Below are 18,080 nucleotides of genomic sequence, written 5' to 3' on the forward strand. Positions count from 1 at the left end.
AAGAACACCTTTTTGAGGGGAAAATAGGAAGTCAGGAGCGAGCTATAGATAACATCTATACGTCAGACCCCAACAGTGATGTAGATCTATGAAATGCGCATAATTTCAATCAAATGAGATTACAGATTTGTGATTTATAAATGAAATTGTGCAAAATACCCCTCGTTCTTAGAGGGGAAAGAAAATGGACAAATCTCTGCAGCAATTTTTACTGGTTGCACGCTGCCAAAGCATCAGCGCTGCGGCAAGAATGGCAGGGTTAAGCCAGCCAACGGTAACAAGCAATTTAAAGAAGCTGGAAGAGAATCTCGGCGTAACGCTGTTTGAACGTCACCCTAATGGCATGGTGTTGACCGAATACGGGCGCATCCTCTATCGCCATAGCAACGCGATGCAGCATGAATACAACCAAATGATGCAAAGCATTGATGAGCGGAAACAGTACCAAGTCGGAAAAATTAAAATGGGTACTGGCGATGCGTGGTGGCCGCTGTTCGTCAAACAAGCACTCAATGACCATCTGACCAAGCAGCCATCGGCATCTACGCACGTCGAATTTGGCAACCACTTAGGCTTGATGGATTCATTAATCAACGAACAGATTGAATTCTTCATCGGCCACGAGATTGTCGGCTTGTCGTCTAAATGCGATGTTACGTTTATTCCGCTATTTCAAACGGTTGATGCCTATTTTGTTTCCCCAAACCATCCACTGCTAGGGAAAACCGTCACCGAAGAGATGCTGCACGAATACCCCGCTCTTTCGGTCACTTATGACGCGAAGAAATTCGCTCACGTCATCGATAACCCAATCCCGAAACAAAATGAACGCGAAAGGCAGCAACTGGATGACCGACCGACTTACGAAGTGGATTCTCTGCTCGCCAGTATTGATGTACTGAAAGAAAGCGTCGCGGTGATGTCTTATACCCGCCATCTGCAACCGTATTTGGAATCCTTTGGCTTACGATGCTTAACCATGAAAAACGAACCAAACCCTGGCACCGTCGGGATTTATCGCCACCGCCGAGAAACCTCGGAATCGCATCTAGATCTGATTGCGGGCATCACTCAGCGCGCTAAATTGCTCAACTAGAAAGTCCAAAAACAGGCGAACTCTTTTCGGTTGATATTGACGGCTTTGATAAATGACATGCAGATCCGCTTCAGCACCTTGCGAGAAGGCGCTGAAGTTTTTCATATACCCATCCAAAACCGTTACTAAACGTTGCTGTTTGAGGTCTTGCTGAATATCTAAAATCGATTTCAACGCAATCCCCGCCCCCTCCAACGCCCATTGTCGAATCACTTCACCATCATCAGAAAAGCGCTTTGGCGTGACCGTGATCGTTTGGTGAGACTCTTCATCTTTAAAGTGCCACGTTTTTAATTCTTCATTGCTGCGCACCATGGCTAAGCAGCGATGATCCGCGAGATCTTGTGGGCAGTTTGGGACACCTTGCTTCGACAAATAGTCAGGTGATGCGCACAGCACGCGTTGACTCGACGCCAGCCTGCGCGAAATGAGATTGCTGTCCGCTAACTCGCCATAACGAATCACCAAATCGAGCCCCGATTCAGCCAAGTTCGATAAATTGTCATTAAGATAAAGATAAGGCGTCACATCCGGATATTGCTCAGAAAAAGCCGACACCATCGGCGAAATAATTTGTTTGCCAATATCTCGTGGAGCTGAAATTTTCAACGTTCCGCGCACTTGCGAAATACCCGTTTGCAGCAAGTTTTCCGTCTCTTTCACGCTATCAATGATGTTAAGACAAGCTTGATAGTACATTGCCCCTGCGTCCGTGAGTGATACGTGGCGTGTGCTTCGGTTGAGCAGCTTTACGCCATAGCGTTCTTCTATCGCTTGCAGCCTTGCCGTTACCGTCGCCGGAGACAAACCTAACTCCCTTCCCGCCGCTGCCAGACCTTGATGTTTAACGATGCTGACAAACAACGTCATATCCGAAAACTTATCCACCTTCGCGCCCTTATTATTTGGAAAAACTGAATAATCAATTCAGATATAACCCAATTATCAAATTAAGTCGAATCCATATACTGACCCTATCGACATTGTTTAGACCCAGAACGTTATGTGACAGGGCAAAGTTAAACGCCGTAACGCTGTTCAACGCACAACAACACGCCCTACCCAGCCAAGAGATAGGAAACAAAAAATGAAACTGTACATTTATGAACATTGCCCCTTTAGCGCCCGCGTCCGTTTTGTCGCAGGCATGCTGAATATTCAGCTCGACGTCATCAACATTGCTTATGACGACGAGAGCACCACCACAAACATCATCGGCGCAAAACAAGTTCCTCTTTTGATCAAAGACGATGGTGAAGCGATGGCGGAAAGCTTAGACATCATCAACTACTTCCTTGAATTGGCACCTTCCAGCGAAAACAGCCAACCCTCCAAACCGGTTTTAGACTGGCAAAAACAAGCGTTTTTACCGCTACAAAAAGTCGGGTATCCGCGTTGGTCAAACATGACGTTACCGGAATTTGCAACAGAAACCGCTAAACAAGCATGGCGTGCAAAAAAAGAAACCGAAGCGTTAAATTTTGAAGCCTTGATTAACGATACACCTGCGATTGCGAAAGAAGTCGCCGCTTTGATAGAACAAACCAAACCCTTGCTCAACCTAAGTTCAGAAAAGCAAACGTCACTGGTTGATCAAGCCATTATGTTTTCCATTCTACGCGGCTTTTTCAGTGCGCCCGAAGTGCAATGGGATCCAGCCGTACTTCACTGGATGGCAACCGCTCGTAAAGCGACCAACGTGCCTGTACTTATCTAAGGAGCGCAACATGCAACAAAGAACAAATAAGCTGTTTGAACCAGCTCAACTAAAAGCGTTGTCACTACAAAACCGTATTGTCATGGCACCAATGACTCGCGCACGCACCACTCAGCCTGGCAACATCCCGAATGAGATGATGGCAACGTATTATCAACAGCGCGCTTCTGCCGGGCTGATCATTTCCGAAGCCACGCAAATTTCGGACGATTCTCAAGGCTATTCGTTCACCCCTGGCGTTTACACCGATGCGCAAGTGGCGGGCTGGCAAGGTGTGACCAAAGCGGTCAAATCACAAGGCGCAGCGATGTTTTGTCAGCTATGGCATGTGGGCAGAGTCTCTCACCCAACATTCCAAAATGGTGAACAGCCTATCGCACCATCTGCGCTCGCTCCGGTAGAGACGCAAGTTTGGATTGCAGATGAACAAGGCAACGGCAATATGGTCGATTGTGTTGAGCCTCGCGCCATGACACAAGCGGATATCAACCGAGTTGTCGGTGATTTCGCGAACGCAGCCAAACGCGCCATTGAATCGGGTTTTGATGGTGTAGAAATCCACGGCGGGAATGGGTATCTGATAGACCAGTTCTTAAGAACCAATTCAAACCATCGAACAGACAACTACGGCGGTTCACGAGAAAATCGTATCCGTTTTCTTATCGAAGTAGTGGATGCAGTTATCGCCGCTGTTGGTGCGCATCGAGTTGGAGTGAGATTGGCACCATTTATTACGTTTAAAGATATGGACTGCCCAGATATCGTGCCAACGATCTTAGAGGCATCAAAACAGCTACAGGAGCGCGACATTGCCTACTTGCACTTGTCCGAGGCCGATTGGGCCGATGCACCAACGATTCCAGAGACGTTCCGAATCGAACTTAGAAAGCGCTTTCGCAACGCTATCATTGTCGCAGGTCGCTACAATCCTCAACGAGCAAACGAAGTGTTAGAGAAAGGCTACGCGGATCTTGTCGCATTCGGACGGCCATTCGTAGCAAACCCAGACTTAGTCTCTCGCTTGCAACATCACCATCCGTTGGCAGAACTCGATGGCTCAACGTTGTTTGGCGGAAACGAACGAGGCTACACCGATTACCCTGCTCTGCAACAGGAATGCGCAGAACAGGCCTAACAAAAAAGCCCCAACCTAGCTGCTACGGTTGGGGCTGTCACCAAACTAAAATTGGTTTTAGCTAGCTAAATCTGGCTAAGAGTTAAATCACTTCTAACGCGCCGCTGCGCCAAGGTTCGATAACCACTTTGATGTGGTCGTTGGGAGTCATTAACTGTCTAAACGCATCTTCCACACCATCGATCCCTACTTTGGCAGTGAGCATTTTCTGCCAAGGCAACTTATGTTCGGCAATCGCTTGTAGGCATTGCTCAAACTCGTGCGGTTGGTAGTAGTAAGAGAATCTCAAGTCGAGCTCTTTTACCGTTGCGTACGCGTAGTTAATGATTGCGGGTGTCGTATGGATACCCGAGATGACGATTCGCGCTCGGGCAGGGGCGCGGCGCATAAAATCGTCAATCAAGGTATGCTTGCCCACACATTCATAAATGACCAGATGTGAGTTCATCGCGTACTGCTCACCAACGGCGATCTCGTCTTCCTTGGTCGGGTTGATCAATCGATTTGCGCCAAACTCGCTGGCAAGTTGCAGCTTTTCTTCCTGAAGATCGACCGCAAGAATATTGCTGACGCCACGTTGTTTCAGTGCAGCAATCACAGCCAGCCCTATAGGACCGCAACCGACAACCAGCGCTGTTTCTTCCGTCTCGATTTCACTGCGATTGACCGCGTGCAAACCGACCGCCAGTGGTTCAGTCAGTGCCGCCGCCTCAGATGGCATTCCGTCTGGCACAGGTAGCAATAACGCTTCATCAAGCAGGAAGTACTCAGAGTAAGCGCCATAAGTACCCGGAGTAACACCAACGCCCGCGCCATTTTGGCTGAGCAACATCGGCACTGAGGTGACTCGGCTACCAACGGACAACGTTTGCTGCGTATCGGCACCGTATTCGATAATTTCCGCACAGAACTCATGCCCCAACATCACTTGAGCGTGCTCACCGGCTTCATCAGGCATCAACCCGAGCTGGTGGAATACATCAAATACCTCATCCGCGTGTCGAGTAATGTGAAGGTCGGAGCCACAAATGCCACAGGCAAGGCTGCGAACCAACACTTGTCCCGCTGCAGGTTTAGGGATTTCGACTTGCTTCAGGCGGACACTACCATCTTGCATTACGATACTGTTCATCTGTTGCATGGGGTTACTCCGCTAGCTCATCGCTTAGGCCAGCAATCGCACCCGGTTTGATGTAACGCGCGGTAAAGCCTTGTGCTTTCGCTGTTGCAATAACAACTTGCTCAATCCAACCTGCATCCATGATGTTGATGAAGTTACCTTCTTCGTCAAAGTTAATGTTGGCACCTTGGATCACCATAAATCCGTCGGCACCGCCTGAGCTTTCAGGGCAGTGGAAGGTATGAATTGAACCGCCCGGCTCATATAAGTAGCTGCCAGCGGTTTGGACTTGGTCCGGATACTCGATGTAGTGCCAAGCGCCACTCAGGGTATAGAAATGCACCACACCAGTGTGGTAGTGCTTAGGCAGAGTGATACCCGGTTTGAATTTGGCGCGAACCACCCAAGTCCCGTTTTCTGGATCAAGAAACAACGGGTAAACATCCACACCCGGTAACGCGTCTTCGATGATCGACTCTTCATTAGTATTAAGAGTTAATAAGAAATCTTGGTGCTGAATAACTTCTGGTAATGACATAACTTACATCCTCGCTATTGCTGTAATGTGGCGTACTCGCCTATCCCATAAGTGGGTACTTAAAATTCTCGAAACCGTCAGATGCGCTGATGGTACAACCGTTGATACAGTTGGCTTTCTCGCTGACCAGAAACGCCACCACATCAGCAATCTCTTCTGGTTGTGTGAAGTTTTGACGCATCTGTTCTTTGCGGATGTGGTCCCACAGGCCAATCTCTTCGTATTGCCTTAACATAGGAGTATCAACGCGTCCCGGAGCGACAGCGCAAACACGAATACCCAATGGTGCGAGTTCTAATGCGGCGCATTTGGTCATCATATCGACTGCGGCTTTACTGACGTTGTAGGTAAAGGTCATCTCAGACGCCATTCGTGCGTAAACAGAAGAAGTATTGAGGATCACGCCCGGCGTGCCTTGCGCTTGGAATTGTCTTCCAGAGGCAAGAATGCCGTAGTAAACGCCATTTTGGTTGACCTTAGAGATCGGCTCAAAATCGGCAATTGGGTCGTGGTCAAGCAGAGGTTTCGGGGCGCCGATGCCCGCGTTGTTGATCATGATATCGAGCGAGCCAAACTGTTCGGCTGCATGCTTGACCATGGCTTCCACTTCTTGGTATTCGGTGACGTCCGCAACAAATGTTCGTAGCTGATCTGCATCGAAGTCTTGATACACATTCAGTGATTGAGGGGAAATGTCGACAGCAAGTACTTTCGCGCCTTGTTCCAGCAGTTTGTGAATAATGGCTTGGCCAATTCCACCCGCAGCGCCGGTGACAATCGCGGTTTTATTGATAAGTTCCATACGGCTTCTCGTCCATGTGTTGTTGTTATCAAAATGTAACTTAGATCAACTCATTGACACTCACTTGACCTTTTGCGAAGTAAATTTGATATATTGCGATTTACAAGTTGTTAACATTTGAAAATCGAGACATGCATATCGTAAGAAGTGGCGCCGCCGATAAATTTGATAGCTTGGTTTCCGAACTAGGGCAGAATCCGGTTGAAATTATGGCTGCCGTCGGGCTGTCTGCGGCGCAATTTCGCGACCCCGATACCTATCTCGCTTATCCAAGGTTGGCTGAATTGCTGGAGGAAGCGGCTGCTCGTTGTCAGCAGCCGTTGTTTGGTGCGTTACTCGCCGAGCGCCAAAACCTGCAAAGTTTGGGCGATTTGCCAATGCTGGTTTCCCGGGCGCAAACGGTCGGTGAAGCCTTGGCGCGGGTGAATGATTTTCTCTATCTGCATTCGTCAGGAGTCACTCTCAACATGACCCCACAAGATGATTGGGTACGGTTGTCGCTCAATATTGATGTGCACAGCGAACGAGGTATCGCACAGCTGATGCAGCTCAGTGTGTCGCACTTAGCCATGTTTGTTGCGAGCTTACTTGATATTGAAGCGAGCTACTTCACTTTACACCTTACCCAACACGCAAGCTTCGAGGCAGAACAGAGCGAATTTGCCCAGCAGAACAAACTGCGTTTCGGTGATAAGTTTGACGGTATCCTACTTAAAGCGAGTCTGCTTAACGCTAAGAACCACCAAGATGAAGACGCACTAGAGCGCCATTTTCAGCAGCACCTCAAAGAGCTGCAAACTCGTTACCCCAACAATCTCAGTGACCAAGCAGCAAACATGATTGGCCGTCTGCTCTCAACCGGAGAATGCAGCGTTGAGCGCGTTGCAAGAGCATTGGATCTGCATCCGAGAATGCTGCAAAACAAGCTGAAACAACAGGGCACAAATTATCGGCAGCTTTTACAACAAGTGCGTCAGGATTTCGCCGAACAGCGATTGCATGAGAATATTCAGAGTATTACCGATATCGCGTTGCAACTGGGCTATGCAGAAACTGCGGTCTTCAGCCGCCACTTTCGTCGCTGGACGGGAAAATCGCCAAGGCGATGGCGACAAGAAAAAACTCAGTTACAAACGTTTAAGCCCATCAGTTAAAAGCATAGATAACCTATCGCTCAGACCAAAAAGTGTGAGGTGGGAGGGTTGGTATCGAGAATTTCAGCAATCACAGATAACCCGTGTTTGATGTAGCCTCGATTAGTCTCTGCTCCCAAACTGATTCGCACGTAAGGCATTGGCTGATTAGTATCGAGAACAAACGGTTTGTATCCCGTGATCTGCACCCCTGAACGCTTAGCCGAAGCAACCAGGTCATCGCTATTCCACTGCTCGGGTAGTCTCAACCAAATATGCTGTCCATTCGGGTGCGAGCTATAAACATGCCCTTCTAAAGCGGCTTTTGCTATTCGCTGTCGCTTAGCAAACTCATTGACTTGAAAGCGAATAAGTCGATTTAACGTACCGTTTTCGATCCACAAATGAGCGACTTCAAATGGTAATGGAGTCGCAGACCAACTCGTAGCCGCTAAACGACCAATCGCGTGCTGCAGAAAATGACGTGGGACCGTCAGATAGCCAGTGCGCATGCCTGGCGCTACAACTTTGGTTAAACTGGTGACATAGAAAGCTTGTTCGGGTAACAATGTGGCAAGGGGTGGGACACGGTTAGGTTCTAGTGCTCCATACACGTCATCTTCAATTACATAGATGTCGTATTGCTGCGCAATATTCGCTATCGCCTCTCGGCGTTCAACATCCATATGCGCACTAGTCGGGTTAGCCATGCTCGGTGTGCAACACAATACCTTGATTGGTTTGTGTTTACATGCCCATTCAAATGCATCCGGCGTTATACCAAACTCATCCATTTCAAGTGGTTGCAACTTAAATCCAAGCATTCTCGAGCGAGAGATCAAGCCATGATCAACCAAGTGACCACAAGCAACTAAATCGCCGTGTTCAACAACTGTGCTTAAAGCCAACGTTAAACCATGGCATGCGCCATTTGTGAGTAATATTTGATCGGCACCCACATCCAACCCTTGGCTACTTAGAAATCGTGCTCCTGACTCAATATGATGAGGCTGACCTGTTACCGGCTTTGCTTTACTGATCAAACCACGATTGTTTGTTTGCCCAGCAATCTCCATTAACGCCTGATTAAAAAGCGTAATGTGGCGATCGGTCACCACTGGATGTGCAATCGACATATCAATTTCATCCGGCGTTTCTTTCATCTCTTGTGTCAGCATGAACTCCGTGTCCGTACTTTCATCCACAAAACCTGATTTGACAAAAGTACCATTTCCAACCCAAGACTCGATCGCCCCTTTTTTCTCTGCATAACCATATGCATGGCTCACCGTTTGTACGCTGACGCCAATTTGCTCTGCAAACTCACGATGTGTGGGTAATCGAGTTCCCGGTTTTAGATAACCACTGCGGACACATTCGACAAGATAGTTACCAATGGAGATGTATTTAGCGGTGCCTGGCCGAATGATCGGGTTCAAAGAAATTGTCATGACACAATATTTTAATTGATTCATTTTTAACGCTCATTGTAACTTCTATTTAACAAATGGCGAACTTTAACTCACAAAACGAGGTGAAATGCACAAAAATAAACCACAATTGTAATGATTGACATGAAATGTATGGGTTAAACAAACATGTTAAACAGCATCGTTCAATCCAAATACAACCCCAGAGGTAAATTGCAATCATTTTTAACGCAGATCTGGCTAGCTGGTAGAAGGTAGAAATACCTCAGCGTCTCCGAAGGCCCATAAGGCGTCGGATTTCTAACAAGGAGAAAATATGAGAGGCGTTGCTTTGCATTTTACACTGGATGAGTTCCAGGATCGGTTAACGAAAGTTCGGCAATCGATGGAAGAAAGAGAATTGGATGTCCTTATCATTCATGACCCTTCTAACATGGCGTGGCTGACAGGCTATGATGGGTGGTCTTTTTACGTGCCACAATGTGTCGTTGTTGGTCCATCTGATGAGCCAGTTTGGTTTGGACGCTGCCAAGATGCCAACGGAGCATACAGGACTGCGTATATGTCGGCAGAAAACATCACCTACTATCCAGACCATTATGTAATGAATCCGCCGCTACACCCGATGGATTTCCTGGTCGAAGCCGTACTGGCTCCGCGCCTTTGGGATCGTGGTCGCATCGGTGTAGAAAAAGATAACTATTACTTTAGCGCCACCGCTTACGAATCACTCACTACGCACCTACCGAATGCTCAACTTCTCGATGCAACTGGACTAGTCAACTGGTGCCGCGCCGTTAAATCCGATCAAGAACTGGCATACATGTACCGTGCCGCTCGCATTGTTGAAAATATGCACCGCGTCGCGTTCGACATGATTGAACCAGGATTACCGAAACACCACCTTGTTGCCGAGATTAACCGCCAAGCCGTGCTCGGGCATGAAGACCACTTTGGCGATTACACCGCGATTGTGCCGCTTTTGCCATCAGGTTCTGATGCTTCCGCACCTCACCTGACTTGGGATGACAGACCCTTCAAGAAAGGCGAAGGGACGTTTTTTGAAATCGCTGGGGCGCACCGCCGTTACCACTGCCCACTCTCACGCACTATTTTTCTTGGCGAGCCTGACGACAAGTTCAAACGAGCCGACGAAGCCCTGACTCTAGGACTTGAAGCGGGCTTGAAAGTGGCAAAGCCCGGAAATACCTGCGCCGACATCGCCAATGCACTAAACCAGGTTCTCGATAAAGCGGGATTCTCACGCGAAGGTGCCCGTTGTGGCTACCCAATAGGTTTGAGCTACCCACCAGATTGGGGGGAACGAACCATGAGTTTGCGAGACACCGATAAAACCATCTTGAGAGAAGGCATGACATTCCATTTTATGCCGGGGCTGTGGTTCAAAGATTGGGGGTTAGAAACAACGGAAAGTATCGTCATTACCCATGATGGAGCAAAAACGCTGTGTGACTTTCCACGCCACTTATTTGTTAAACACTAATTTTTCAAACCTCAGGCTCTGTTGAGCTAGGTCTGAGAACTAAAAGGACTTGATATGCAAAAAAGCTCGATCACAGCCACCATAGACTTTGACCGAGAAGGTGTACAGCACGGCTTTTTAACGCTGCCCTATTCACATGACGACTCCGCCTGGGGCAGTATTATGATACCTATCACCGTGATCAAAAATGGTCACGGACCAACCGCACTGCTTACTGGCGGTAATCACGGAGACGAATACGAAGGCATCACCAGCCTGCTAAAATTGACGAACTCGCTTCAGGCAGATCAAATCCAAGGTCGTGTCATTATTGTACCCATGATGAACTTACCTGCGGTACAAAATGCCTCACGTACGTCGTTTATCGATAAAGGGAATTTAAATCGCAGCTTTCCCGGCAACCCCATAGGCACAGTGACCGAGAAAATTGCGGATTATTTTACTCGTTACCTAGTTCCTAAGTGCGATTTTGCGTTAGACATTCACTCAGGTGGTAAAACGTTAGATATCGTGCCGTTCGCCGCTGCCCATCGTCTCGACAATCTCGATCAAGAAGAAGCCTGCATATTAGGTGCAAAACTGTTTGGCGCACCTTACACCATGATCTTGCTCGAAATGGACGCCACCAGCCTGTATGACACTGCCGTGGAGTCTCAGGGAAAAATCTTTGTTACCACCGAACTAAGAGGAGGCGGAACCAGCACTCCAGAAACCATCGCTTATTCTGACCGTGGCATTCGCAACTTCTTGCGCTTCTCAGGCAACTTGCCCGGTGACTACGAACAACCAACCCAACCAACTAAATTATTAGATATGCCTGATGCAAGTTGTTATGTGCAAAGCCAACACCACGGCATCACAGAATACTTATTTGATCTTGGCGATACCGTCAAAAAGGGCGATGTATTAGTGAGAATCTTCTCGACCGAGCGCACAGGTACCGCCCCCGTTGAGTACAAGTCACAGCGCAATGGTATTTTCGCGGCACGTCGTTTTCCTGCTATGGTGAATATCGGTGACACTATCGCAGTTATAGCCGAAGACTGCGGCGAGATAGGCTGATTGAAAAGCCAACTAAAGAAATCAAAACAAATGGCATACCAGAAGCAAACTGGAAAGCACCTTATAACAGCGACCAGTCATCAGCCTTTCATGAAATGATTAGTATTCAACAGGGAGACTCATAATGCGCCTCGATCGCTACGACGTAAAAATTCTACAAATACTTCATGATAATGGTCGTATCACCAAATCTCACCTTGCCGAGGCCATCAACCTATCCGTGAGCCCTTGCTGGGAGCGTGTCAAAAAACTGGAAGAAGCAGGCATCATTGAAGGTTACGGAGCAAAAGTAAATACCGATATTTTGTTCAAACGAACGTCAGTTATGGTTGAAGTTACGCTCAAAGAACACAACGCCCAAGCGTTCAAACGCTTCGAGCAACTGGTTCAACATTCACAAGAAGTCACTGATTGCTATGCCACGGGCGGTGGTGTCGATTACATCCTTAAAATTCAGTCAGAAGATATCGACCAATATCAGCGGCTTATCGACAACTGGTTAGACTCAGATGTGGGCATTGAGCGCTACTTTACTTACATTGTGACAAAAACAATCAAACGTGATGCGGGCACATTCGAAGTAAACCAAAACGCTTTGTTATAAAAGGGAAAATGCGTATCAGGCGTGAACAGAAAAAACACCATATTTAACGGCACTAAAAAGAAAGTTCTGACGTTTTAAACCTCGGTATCAGAAATTATTTCGGTCACTTCTCCATTACAGTTTCATTATGGACAACGATGCTGGGAGAAGGACTCATGGCAGCACTGCACAGCTTACACGCTGAAGAATTAAAAGCCTCGCACGACATGATGGCGATAATGAAAGACGTACGTTTGGTGAGAGGTTTAGCGTACGTGAATGGCAAATGGGTAAGTGGTGATCAATTTCATCCGGTGGATAATCCAGCAGATGGCACGGTCATCGGTTACATCACTAAGCTATCTCAGCAACAACTCTATCAAGCGATTGATGAAGCCGACCAAGCCTTTCGTCAATGGCGAAAAATGCAAGCAGAAGAGCGCGCTGAAATTCTCATGCGTTGGCACGACCTGATTCTAGAATCAAAGCAAGACCTTGCTCATTTGATGGTGATGGAGCAAGGAAAAACACTAGGTGATGCTGTAGGTGAGATTGACTACGGCGCATCCTTTGTTCGTTGGTTTGCCGAAGAAGCACGCCGCTGTTATGGCGAAACCATCCCAAGTCATATTCCGAATGCGCAGCTATCAACGGTGCGCGAGCCAATTGGTGTCGCAGCACTGATTACGCCATGGAACTTTCCTAATGCCATGATCACACGCAAAGCCGCAGCCGCACTAGCAATAGGCTGTCCGGTGCTCATTAAGCCAGCCAGTGAAACGCCTTTTTCTGCGTTAGCGTTGGCAGAGTTAGCAGATCGAGCTGGCTTTCCACCTGGTGTGTTTAACGTGATCACTGGCGATGCGGTGATGGTGTCACAAACCTTGTGTCACTCCGATAAAGTCAAAGCGCTCTCGTTCACAGGCTCAACTCGAGTAGGCAAACTATTGCTACGCGACGCGGCACAAACCGTGAAGAAGTGCAGTATGGAACTCGGTGGTAACGCCCCTTTCATCGTGCTGCCAGATATGGATGTCGAGCAAGCAGCCAAAGCCGCCGTGGATGCGAAGTTTCAAACCGCAGGACAAGACTGCTTGGCCGCAAACCGTATTTTCGTCCCTGACGATAAGTACGAAGCGTTTTTGGAAGCGTTTGCCAAAGAAATGAGCCACATCGTTTTGGGCAATGGCTTAGACGAAAAAACCACCATGGGACCACTTATTAATCGCACTGCGGTGGATAAAGCGCATGATTTGGTGCGTGACGCGCTCGACAAAGGCGCGCGATTGGTAGCGGGATACAACCAGCCCGTACCAGGCGAAAACTTCTTCGCGCCGACATTGCTAGCCGATGTAACCCCTGAAATGGCGGTGTATCGCGAAGAGAATTTTTGTCCTGTGGCAGGCGTATTGCCTTACCAAGACTTAGATACCGTGATTGAAATGAGCAACGACACTGAGTACGGCTTAGCTGCCTATGTTTATGGTCACGATATTCACCAAATTTGGCACTGCATGCGCGGTTTGGAGTTTGGCATGGTGAGCGTGAACTCCGTCAAAATGACAGGGCACCCTATCCCATTCGGCGGCGTGAAACAGTCTGGTCTTGGACGAGAAGGAAGCCGTCACGGATTTGAAGAATACAGCGAAATCAAATACTGCTGCTTAGGCGCTTTACCAACCGTCAGTGGCAGTTGAGACACGAAATATGGATATCCAATTATTCGAGGAGAAGGATCATGAGTAACAAAACCCAACAACTTTTAGAGATCGATCGTCAGAGAGTATTTCATGCCTCAACCCACCTGAAGCAGTATGCGGCCGGGGAGCTTCCGGGAAGAATTATCTCGAGCGGAAGCGGAATACGCATCACCGATTCAGAAGGCATCGAGCTGATAGACGGCTTTGCCGGGTTGTATTGTGTAAACATTGGCTATGGCAGGACCGAAATGGCCGATGCGATTTATGAGCAAGCCAAAGAACTGGCGTACTACCACACGTACGTCGGTCATACGAACGAAGCGCTCGTGACACTGTCAGATCGCATCATCAAAATGGCGCCTGAAGGCATGAGCAAAGTTTACTACGGCATGTCAGGCAGCGACGCGAACGAAACTCAACTTAAGTTGGTATGGTATTACAACAATGCTCGTGCTCTACCAGAGAAGAAAAAAATCATTTCGCGTGACCGCGGCTACCATGGTTCAAGTATCGCGTCCGGTTCAATGACAGGTTTGCCGCTGTTCCACGCCCATTTTGATTTACCACTTGAGCGTATCAAACACACCATCGCGCCATATTATTATCGCCGTGAAGACGAGAGTATGTCTGAGCTCGAATTCTCTCAATATTGCGCAGATCAACTCGAAGCGATGATCTTGGAAGAAGGCCCAGAAACGGTAGCAGCAATGATTGCAGAACCAGTGCTCGGTACTGGCGGTATTGTGCCACCACCAGCAGGGTACTGGCAGGCGATTCGCAAAGTGCTCGACAAATACGATGTACTCTTGATTGCGGATGAAGTGGTGTGTGGCTTTGGTCGCCTCGGCTCCGATTTTGGCTCACTGCACTACGACATGAAACCAGATCTCATCACGGTAGCGAAAGGGTTAACCTCAGCGTATCAACCGCTGTCTGGCGTGATCGTCGGTGAACGAGTTTGGAGTGTGCTAGAAAACGGCACCGACCAATGGGGCGCTATCGGACACGGTTATACCTACTCTGGTCACCCAATGGGAGCGGCAGCCGCGAACTGCAACCTCGATATCATTGAACGTGAAGGCTTAGTGCAAAACGCGGCCGAAGTCGGCGCTTACTTGCAGCAACGTATGGCAGAGACGTTTAACGATCATCCATTAGTCGGTGATACTCGTGGCGTTGGCTTGTTGCATGCGTTGGAGTTTTCTTCAGACAAGCTTCGCCGAGCACACTTTGATCCAAACTTGAAAGTAGGCCCGCAAATCGCGGCGGCCTGTTTAGAGCAAGGCTTAATCGCTCGCGCTATGCCACATGGTGACATCCTCGGTTTTGCTCCACCGCTTATCGCGAATCGTAACGATATAGACACCATTGTCGACAAAGCGCATCAAGCGGTAAACAAAGTGATGGATAACCTCGTCACATCTAAACAGTGGCAGCCATAACCCACCTAGATTTCAGTAACGCTCGCGGGCTTTGGAGAAGGCCCGCTTTGCACTTTCCTTAAAGAAATAACAAGCCAACCAAACATTTTAGACCCATAGGAAGCACTATTATTTACTACAAGTGGCAATAGTGGGTAAAATGCCCAAAATTGCGCACTAACTGGATAAAACATGGCAAAACTTACCCTTCAAGAACAAATGCTGAAAGCTGGCTTAGTTAATGAAAAGAAACTAAAGAAAGCGAAGAAAGGCTCTAAAAAATCACGCGTTCAAGCACGCGAAGTAAAAGCGGCGGTTGAAGAGAATAAACGCCAACAGTTAGAGCGTGATAAACAATTGAGCGAGCAGCAAAATGCTGAGCGATTAAATAAAGAGATCAAAGCGCAGATCAATCAGTTGATTGAGATGAACAAGATCGACTTAAAAGATGGCGACATCAAATACAACTTCACTCACGGTACGCTAGTGAAATCTCTTTATGTAGATTCACTTATCCGCGAGCAGTTGATCAAAGGTATTTTGGCAATCGCAATTGTTGGTGAAAGCTATGTTGTCATTCCACGTGGAGTAGCGAATAAAATTGCTCAGCGTGATGAGTCCGTCATCATCGAACAAAAAGAACCTGAATCGGACATTCCAGCAGAAGACGATCCATACGCAGATTTCGTCGTGCCTGACGATTTGATGTGGTAACAATAAATAATCGATGCATCAACTAAAAGAGCCGCTGATGTAACATCAGCGGCTCTTTTTATAGAAAAATAATCTACGGAGATGATGTGTTGTTATTGCTTACTTAGTAGCAAATTCGCACCTGATGCGGCTAAAAACAACGAACATCCGCGATTGAAACGTTTCGCCATTTTGGGGTTTGAAAACCAGTGTCTCAAGTACAAACCAAAGATGGCATAGATTGAAATGGCGACCATTTCTAATATCAAAAACGTGGAGCCAAGGGCAAAAAACTGCTCTTGAACGTTGGCATTGGCATCAACAAATTGCGGCAAGAATGCAGTAAAAATAAGAATCGCTTTCGGGTTGCCAGCAGCGAGCGTAAATTCTTGTTTCGCCAGTCCTGCGTAGTTGCGCGAATTGTCCAAGTCAGAGATCGGGCTGGACTCTGAGCGCCAAAGGTTGAACGCAATCCATAGTAGATACAGCGCCCCTACCAACTTTATTGCCAAAAATAGCATTTCTGACGTATACAAAATCACAGCCAGACCTGATGCAGACAACGCAATCATCGCTGAAAAAGCGGCAATTCTGCCTAAACTAGCCGTAAACGCGGCCCTAAAGCCGTAACAACGAGCATTATTCATTGCCAATAAATTGTTTGGGCCTGGAGCCATATTGAGAGCAAAGCAAGCAGGGATAAAAAGGAGAAGCTGCCAAATATCCATAATAAAATGGTCTTAGTGAGTGATTTTGATCGGTACCCTAACATCTGTTAATAAAGTGAGTAAACCACAAACCGATCTTAAAGCAACTCAGCATCAAATCGTGCCGTGCGAGCTTGAACTAACGTGCAGTTCGTTTCAGCCATCAGCTCCGCTAAGGTGATGTTTGGGTTTTGTCTCACCAAACGTATCAACTTCACGTCCAAAGGTTCCAATTTGTCTTGGTGAGCAAGTAGAGCTTGTTCGATTTTGTTGATCGCAAATCGCATCGTCTCTGCTTCTTCGTTTTTGAGAAGCTCTAAAAACGCTTTTACATCCAAAGCCTCGCCTGAGATTTGCCAGTGACGAGATCGTCTAATTCGCTTAAGATCGCACTGTTTTTCTGCTGCGAGTGTTTTCGCTCGCTTGGCATGGTCGCCCCCAATACGGTGAATCAAGGATGGGAGCGAAATCGTAATCTTCGTCTCTTTCATGGCCTTTTCTTTCATCGTCTTAGCCCTCAACCACCGACACATTCTCGCCAACCCAAGCCAACAACTGTTTTGCCGCTTTGGATAACACCTGATTTTGACGCACGATGTAGCCGAAATCAGTGTTTGGAAAACTTGGCAAAGGCGTAACTTCTCGAGAAAGCTTTAATCTCGGATCGAGCGAAAAATCCGGCACAATAGCAGTCCCAAACCCCGCTTCCGCCCAGTCGATTTGTGCTTCCACACTGCCCACTTCCATCACGCGATGCTTAGGCAGATTTAGCTCAGGTAAAGACGCATCAATCAGCTCTCGGGTTCGAGTATCGTGCCCTAGCAGGATCAGCGTCTGGCTCTCTTTTCGATTGTCTTGCCACTCAAAAATGTTATCGCCAAACGCACACCAGTGAATTTGCGTGAGAGGCGTAAAATGCAGCGGTTGACTCTCTTTTTGTGCGATTACAAAGCCGATATCGGCACGCGCACTTTTCACCAAATCCACCGCTTGAGAAGATGTGGTATTGAACAATGCCAAGTCGATCCCCGGATATTCACTTTTGAATTGCTGAAATGGTTTGATAAGCAGTAAACGTGAAACAATATCGCTCGCCGCAATAGAAAGCGTCCCCTGCGTAAGATCGTTGATGGCATTGAGATCCGACTGACAAATTTGCAGCTCATTGAGCATCCGCTGCGCCGTAGCTAACAAACGCTTCCCCGCTTGCGTCAACTGCACGGGATTTCGCTCAATCAATTTCGTGCGCGTGGCTTGCTCCAACTGCTTGATATGCAAACTTACGTTCGGCTGCGTCATGTGCAGTTCCGTCGCTGTTTTGCCGAAATGTTTTACCTCTGCAAGAGTTACGAAGGTTCGCAGCCAGTTCAAATCTAACATTGCCAATTCCGATATGAAATTCTTATCAAGTTAATGAGTATAATTAATTTCTCTTATTA

18 protein-coding genes are annotated in these 18,080 nt (G+C 47.7%); 10 read left to right on the forward strand and 8 right to left on the reverse strand.

Annotation, left to right across the window (positions count from 1 at the left end; all coding sequences use genetic code 11):
* Positions 1 to 184: 184 nt before the first annotated feature.
* Complete coding sequence (locus R7P80_RS13620; RefSeq protein WP_017447931.1) at positions 185 to 1,096, forward strand: LysR family transcriptional regulator; 912 nt, start codon at positions 185 to 187, stop codon at positions 1,094 to 1,096.
* On the opposite strand, the gene R7P80_RS13625 is transcribed toward R7P80_RS13620, so the two are convergent.
* Entirely contained in the window at positions 1,049 to 1,984 is a 936-nt protein-coding gene (locus tag R7P80_RS13625; protein WP_225491685.1) for a LysR family transcriptional regulator, read from the reverse strand. The two genes, R7P80_RS13620 and R7P80_RS13625, sit on opposite strands and share 48 nt — an antisense overlap.
* Before the next feature lie 199 nt (positions 1,985 to 2,183).
* Here R7P80_RS13625 and grxB point away from each other — a divergent pair, with 199 nt between their 5' ends.
* Positions 2,184 to 2,813: a glutaredoxin 2 gene (gene grxB / locus R7P80_RS13630; RefSeq protein ID WP_170896898.1), complete on the forward strand. Its 630-nt coding sequence runs from the start codon at positions 2,184 to 2,186 to the stop codon at positions 2,811 to 2,813.
* Positions 2,814 to 2,823: 10 nt separating this feature from the next.
* Entirely contained in the window at positions 2,824 to 3,948 is a 1,125-nt protein-coding gene (locus tag R7P80_RS13635; protein WP_170896897.1) for an alkene reductase, read from the forward strand.
* 82 nt (positions 3,949 to 4,030) lie between these two features.
* Here R7P80_RS13635 and R7P80_RS13640 read toward each other — a convergent pair whose 3' ends face one another.
* From R7P80_RS13640 to R7P80_RS13650, 3 genes are read right to left on the reverse strand one after another with little or no spacing between them, the layout of a single operon-like run.
* On the reverse strand, positions 4,031 to 5,089 hold the full coding sequence (locus R7P80_RS13640; RefSeq protein ID WP_170896896.1) for a zinc-binding dehydrogenase: 1,059 nt from the start codon (positions 5,087 to 5,089) through the stop codon (positions 4,031 to 4,033).
* A 4-nt stretch (positions 5,090 to 5,093) separates the two neighbouring features.
* The gene (locus tag R7P80_RS13645; protein ID WP_023585584.1) at positions 5,094 to 5,606 is read right to left on the reverse strand and encodes a 2,4'-dihydroxyacetophenone dioxygenase family protein; all 513 of its coding nucleotides are present in this window, start codon (positions 5,604 to 5,606) and stop codon (positions 5,094 to 5,096) included.
* A 40-nt stretch (positions 5,607 to 5,646) separates the two neighbouring features.
* Complete coding sequence (locus R7P80_RS13650) at positions 5,647 to 6,408, reverse strand: SDR family NAD(P)-dependent oxidoreductase (protein WP_054702561.1); 762 nt, start codon at positions 6,406 to 6,408, stop codon at positions 5,647 to 5,649.
* Between the two features lie 131 nt (positions 6,409 to 6,539).
* On the opposite strand from R7P80_RS13650, the gene R7P80_RS13655 reads away from it, so the two are divergent.
* Entirely contained in the window at positions 6,540 to 7,562 is a 1,023-nt protein-coding gene (locus R7P80_RS13655; RefSeq protein WP_170896895.1) for a helix-turn-helix domain-containing protein, read from the forward strand.
* A 20-nt stretch (positions 7,563 to 7,582) separates the two neighbouring features.
* Here the strand turns inward: R7P80_RS13655 and R7P80_RS13660 are convergent, their stop codons facing one another.
* Complete coding sequence (locus R7P80_RS13660; RefSeq protein ID WP_080996739.1) at positions 7,583 to 9,016, reverse strand: PLP-dependent aminotransferase family protein; 1,434 nt, start codon at positions 9,014 to 9,016, stop codon at positions 7,583 to 7,585.
* A 271-nt stretch (positions 9,017 to 9,287) separates the two neighbouring features.
* Between R7P80_RS13660 and doeA the strand changes: the two genes are divergently transcribed.
* The 6 genes from doeA (at position 9,288) to R7P80_RS13690 (ending at position 15,955) form a co-directional block, all read left to right on the forward strand.
* Positions 9,288 to 10,475, forward strand: a complete 1,188-nt coding sequence (gene doeA / locus R7P80_RS13665) for an ectoine hydrolase DoeA (protein ID WP_005373780.1) — start codon at positions 9,288 to 9,290, stop codon at positions 10,473 to 10,475.
* A gap of 54 nt (positions 10,476 to 10,529) precedes the next feature.
* The gene (doeB, locus tag R7P80_RS13670; protein ID WP_005373782.1) at positions 10,530 to 11,537 is read left to right on the forward strand and encodes a N(2)-acetyl-L-2,4-diaminobutanoate deacetylase DoeB; all 1,008 of its coding nucleotides are present in this window, start codon (positions 10,530 to 10,532) and stop codon (positions 11,535 to 11,537) included.
* A 124-nt stretch (positions 11,538 to 11,661) separates the two neighbouring features.
* Positions 11,662 to 12,141: an Lrp/AsnC family transcriptional regulator gene (locus tag R7P80_RS13675; RefSeq protein WP_053349313.1), complete on the forward strand. Its 480-nt coding sequence runs from the start codon at positions 11,662 to 11,664 to the stop codon at positions 12,139 to 12,141.
* Positions 12,142 to 12,296: 155 nt separating this feature from the next.
* A complete protein-coding gene (locus tag R7P80_RS13680) occupies positions 12,297 to 13,817 on the forward strand; it encodes an NAD-dependent succinate-semialdehyde dehydrogenase (protein ID WP_065275156.1) in 1,521 nt (506 codons plus the stop codon).
* Between the two features lie 41 nt (positions 13,818 to 13,858).
* Entirely contained in the window at positions 13,859 to 15,262 is a 1,404-nt protein-coding gene (locus tag R7P80_RS13685; RefSeq protein ID WP_132937004.1) for an aspartate aminotransferase family protein, read from the forward strand.
* Between the two features lie 171 nt (positions 15,263 to 15,433).
* Positions 15,434 to 15,955, forward strand: a complete 522-nt coding sequence (locus tag R7P80_RS13690) for a DUF2058 domain-containing protein (RefSeq protein WP_017633576.1) — start codon at positions 15,434 to 15,436, stop codon at positions 15,953 to 15,955.
* A 92-nt stretch (positions 15,956 to 16,047) separates the two neighbouring features.
* Here the strand turns inward: R7P80_RS13690 and R7P80_RS13695 are convergent, their stop codons facing one another.
* The 3 genes from R7P80_RS13695 to R7P80_RS13705 all read right to left on the reverse strand — a co-directional run bounded on the left by R7P80_RS13695 (position 16,048) and on the right by R7P80_RS13705 (position 18,021).
* Positions 16,048 to 16,662, reverse strand: coding sequence for a LysE family translocator (locus R7P80_RS13695; protein ID WP_017633575.1), 615 nt, complete (start codon positions 16,660 to 16,662; stop codon positions 16,048 to 16,050).
* Between the two features lie 77 nt (positions 16,663 to 16,739).
* Positions 16,740 to 17,132, reverse strand: a complete 393-nt coding sequence (locus R7P80_RS13700) for a ribosome recycling factor family protein (protein WP_054577722.1) — start codon at positions 17,130 to 17,132, stop codon at positions 16,740 to 16,742.
* Between the two features lie 19 nt (positions 17,133 to 17,151).
* Complete coding sequence (locus R7P80_RS13705) at positions 17,152 to 18,021, reverse strand: LysR family transcriptional regulator (RefSeq protein WP_005373812.1); 870 nt, start codon at positions 18,019 to 18,021, stop codon at positions 17,152 to 17,154.
* Positions 18,022 to 18,080: the final 59 nt, after the last annotated feature.

This window comes from Vibrio sp. 2092 (genome assembly GCF_033339635.1).
Lineage (GTDB): Bacteria > Pseudomonadota > Gammaproteobacteria > Enterobacterales > Vibrionaceae > Vibrio > Vibrio alginolyticus.

Excerpts from the sequence above, each read along its gene's own strand:
- R7P80_RS13695 (WP_017633575.1), bottom strand. The coding sequence starts at position 16,662 with ATGGATATTTGGCAGCTTCTCCTTTTTATCCCTGCTTGCTTTGCTCTC.
- doeB (WP_005373782.1), top strand. The coding sequence starts at position 10,530 with ATGCAAAAAAGCTCGATCACAGCCACCATAGACTTTGACCGAGAAGGT.
- R7P80_RS13680 (WP_065275156.1), top strand. The coding sequence starts at position 12,297 with ATGGCAGCACTGCACAGCTTACACGCTGAAGAATTAAAAGCCTCGCAC.
- R7P80_RS13660 (WP_080996739.1), bottom strand. The coding sequence starts at position 9,016 with ATGAATCAATTAAAATATTGTGTCATGACAATTTCTTTGAACCCGATC.
- R7P80_RS13700 (WP_054577722.1), bottom strand. The coding sequence starts at position 17,132 with ATGAAAGAGACGAAGATTACGATTTCGCTCCCATCCTTGATTCACCGT.
- R7P80_RS13635 (WP_170896897.1), top strand. The coding sequence starts at position 2,824 with ATGCAACAAAGAACAAATAAGCTGTTTGAACCAGCTCAACTAAAAGCG.
- R7P80_RS13640 (WP_170896896.1), bottom strand. The coding sequence starts at position 5,089 with ATGCAACAGATGAACAGTATCGTAATGCAAGATGGTAGTGTCCGCCTG.
- doeA (WP_005373780.1), top strand. The coding sequence starts at position 9,288 with ATGAGAGGCGTTGCTTTGCATTTTACACTGGATGAGTTCCAGGATCGG.
- R7P80_RS13705 (WP_005373812.1), bottom strand. The coding sequence starts at position 18,021 with ATGTTAGATTTGAACTGGCTGCGAACCTTCGTAACTCTTGCAGAGGTA.
- R7P80_RS13650 (WP_054702561.1), bottom strand. The coding sequence starts at position 6,408 with ATGGAACTTATCAATAAAACCGCGATTGTCACCGGCGCTGCGGGTGGA.
- R7P80_RS13690 (WP_017633576.1), top strand. The coding sequence starts at position 15,434 with ATGGCAAAACTTACCCTTCAAGAACAAATGCTGAAAGCTGGCTTAGTT.
- grxB (WP_170896898.1), top strand. The coding sequence starts at position 2,184 with ATGAAACTGTACATTTATGAACATTGCCCCTTTAGCGCCCGCGTCCGT.
- R7P80_RS13645 (WP_023585584.1), bottom strand. The coding sequence starts at position 5,606 with ATGTCATTACCAGAAGTTATTCAGCACCAAGATTTCTTATTAACTCTT.
- R7P80_RS13685 (WP_132937004.1), top strand. The coding sequence starts at position 13,859 with ATGAGTAACAAAACCCAACAACTTTTAGAGATCGATCGTCAGAGAGTA.
- R7P80_RS13620 (WP_017447931.1), top strand. The coding sequence starts at position 185 with ATGGACAAATCTCTGCAGCAATTTTTACTGGTTGCACGCTGCCAAAGC.
- R7P80_RS13675 (WP_053349313.1), top strand. The coding sequence starts at position 11,662 with ATGCGCCTCGATCGCTACGACGTAAAAATTCTACAAATACTTCATGAT.
- R7P80_RS13655 (WP_170896895.1), top strand. The coding sequence starts at position 6,540 with ATGCATATCGTAAGAAGTGGCGCCGCCGATAAATTTGATAGCTTGGTT.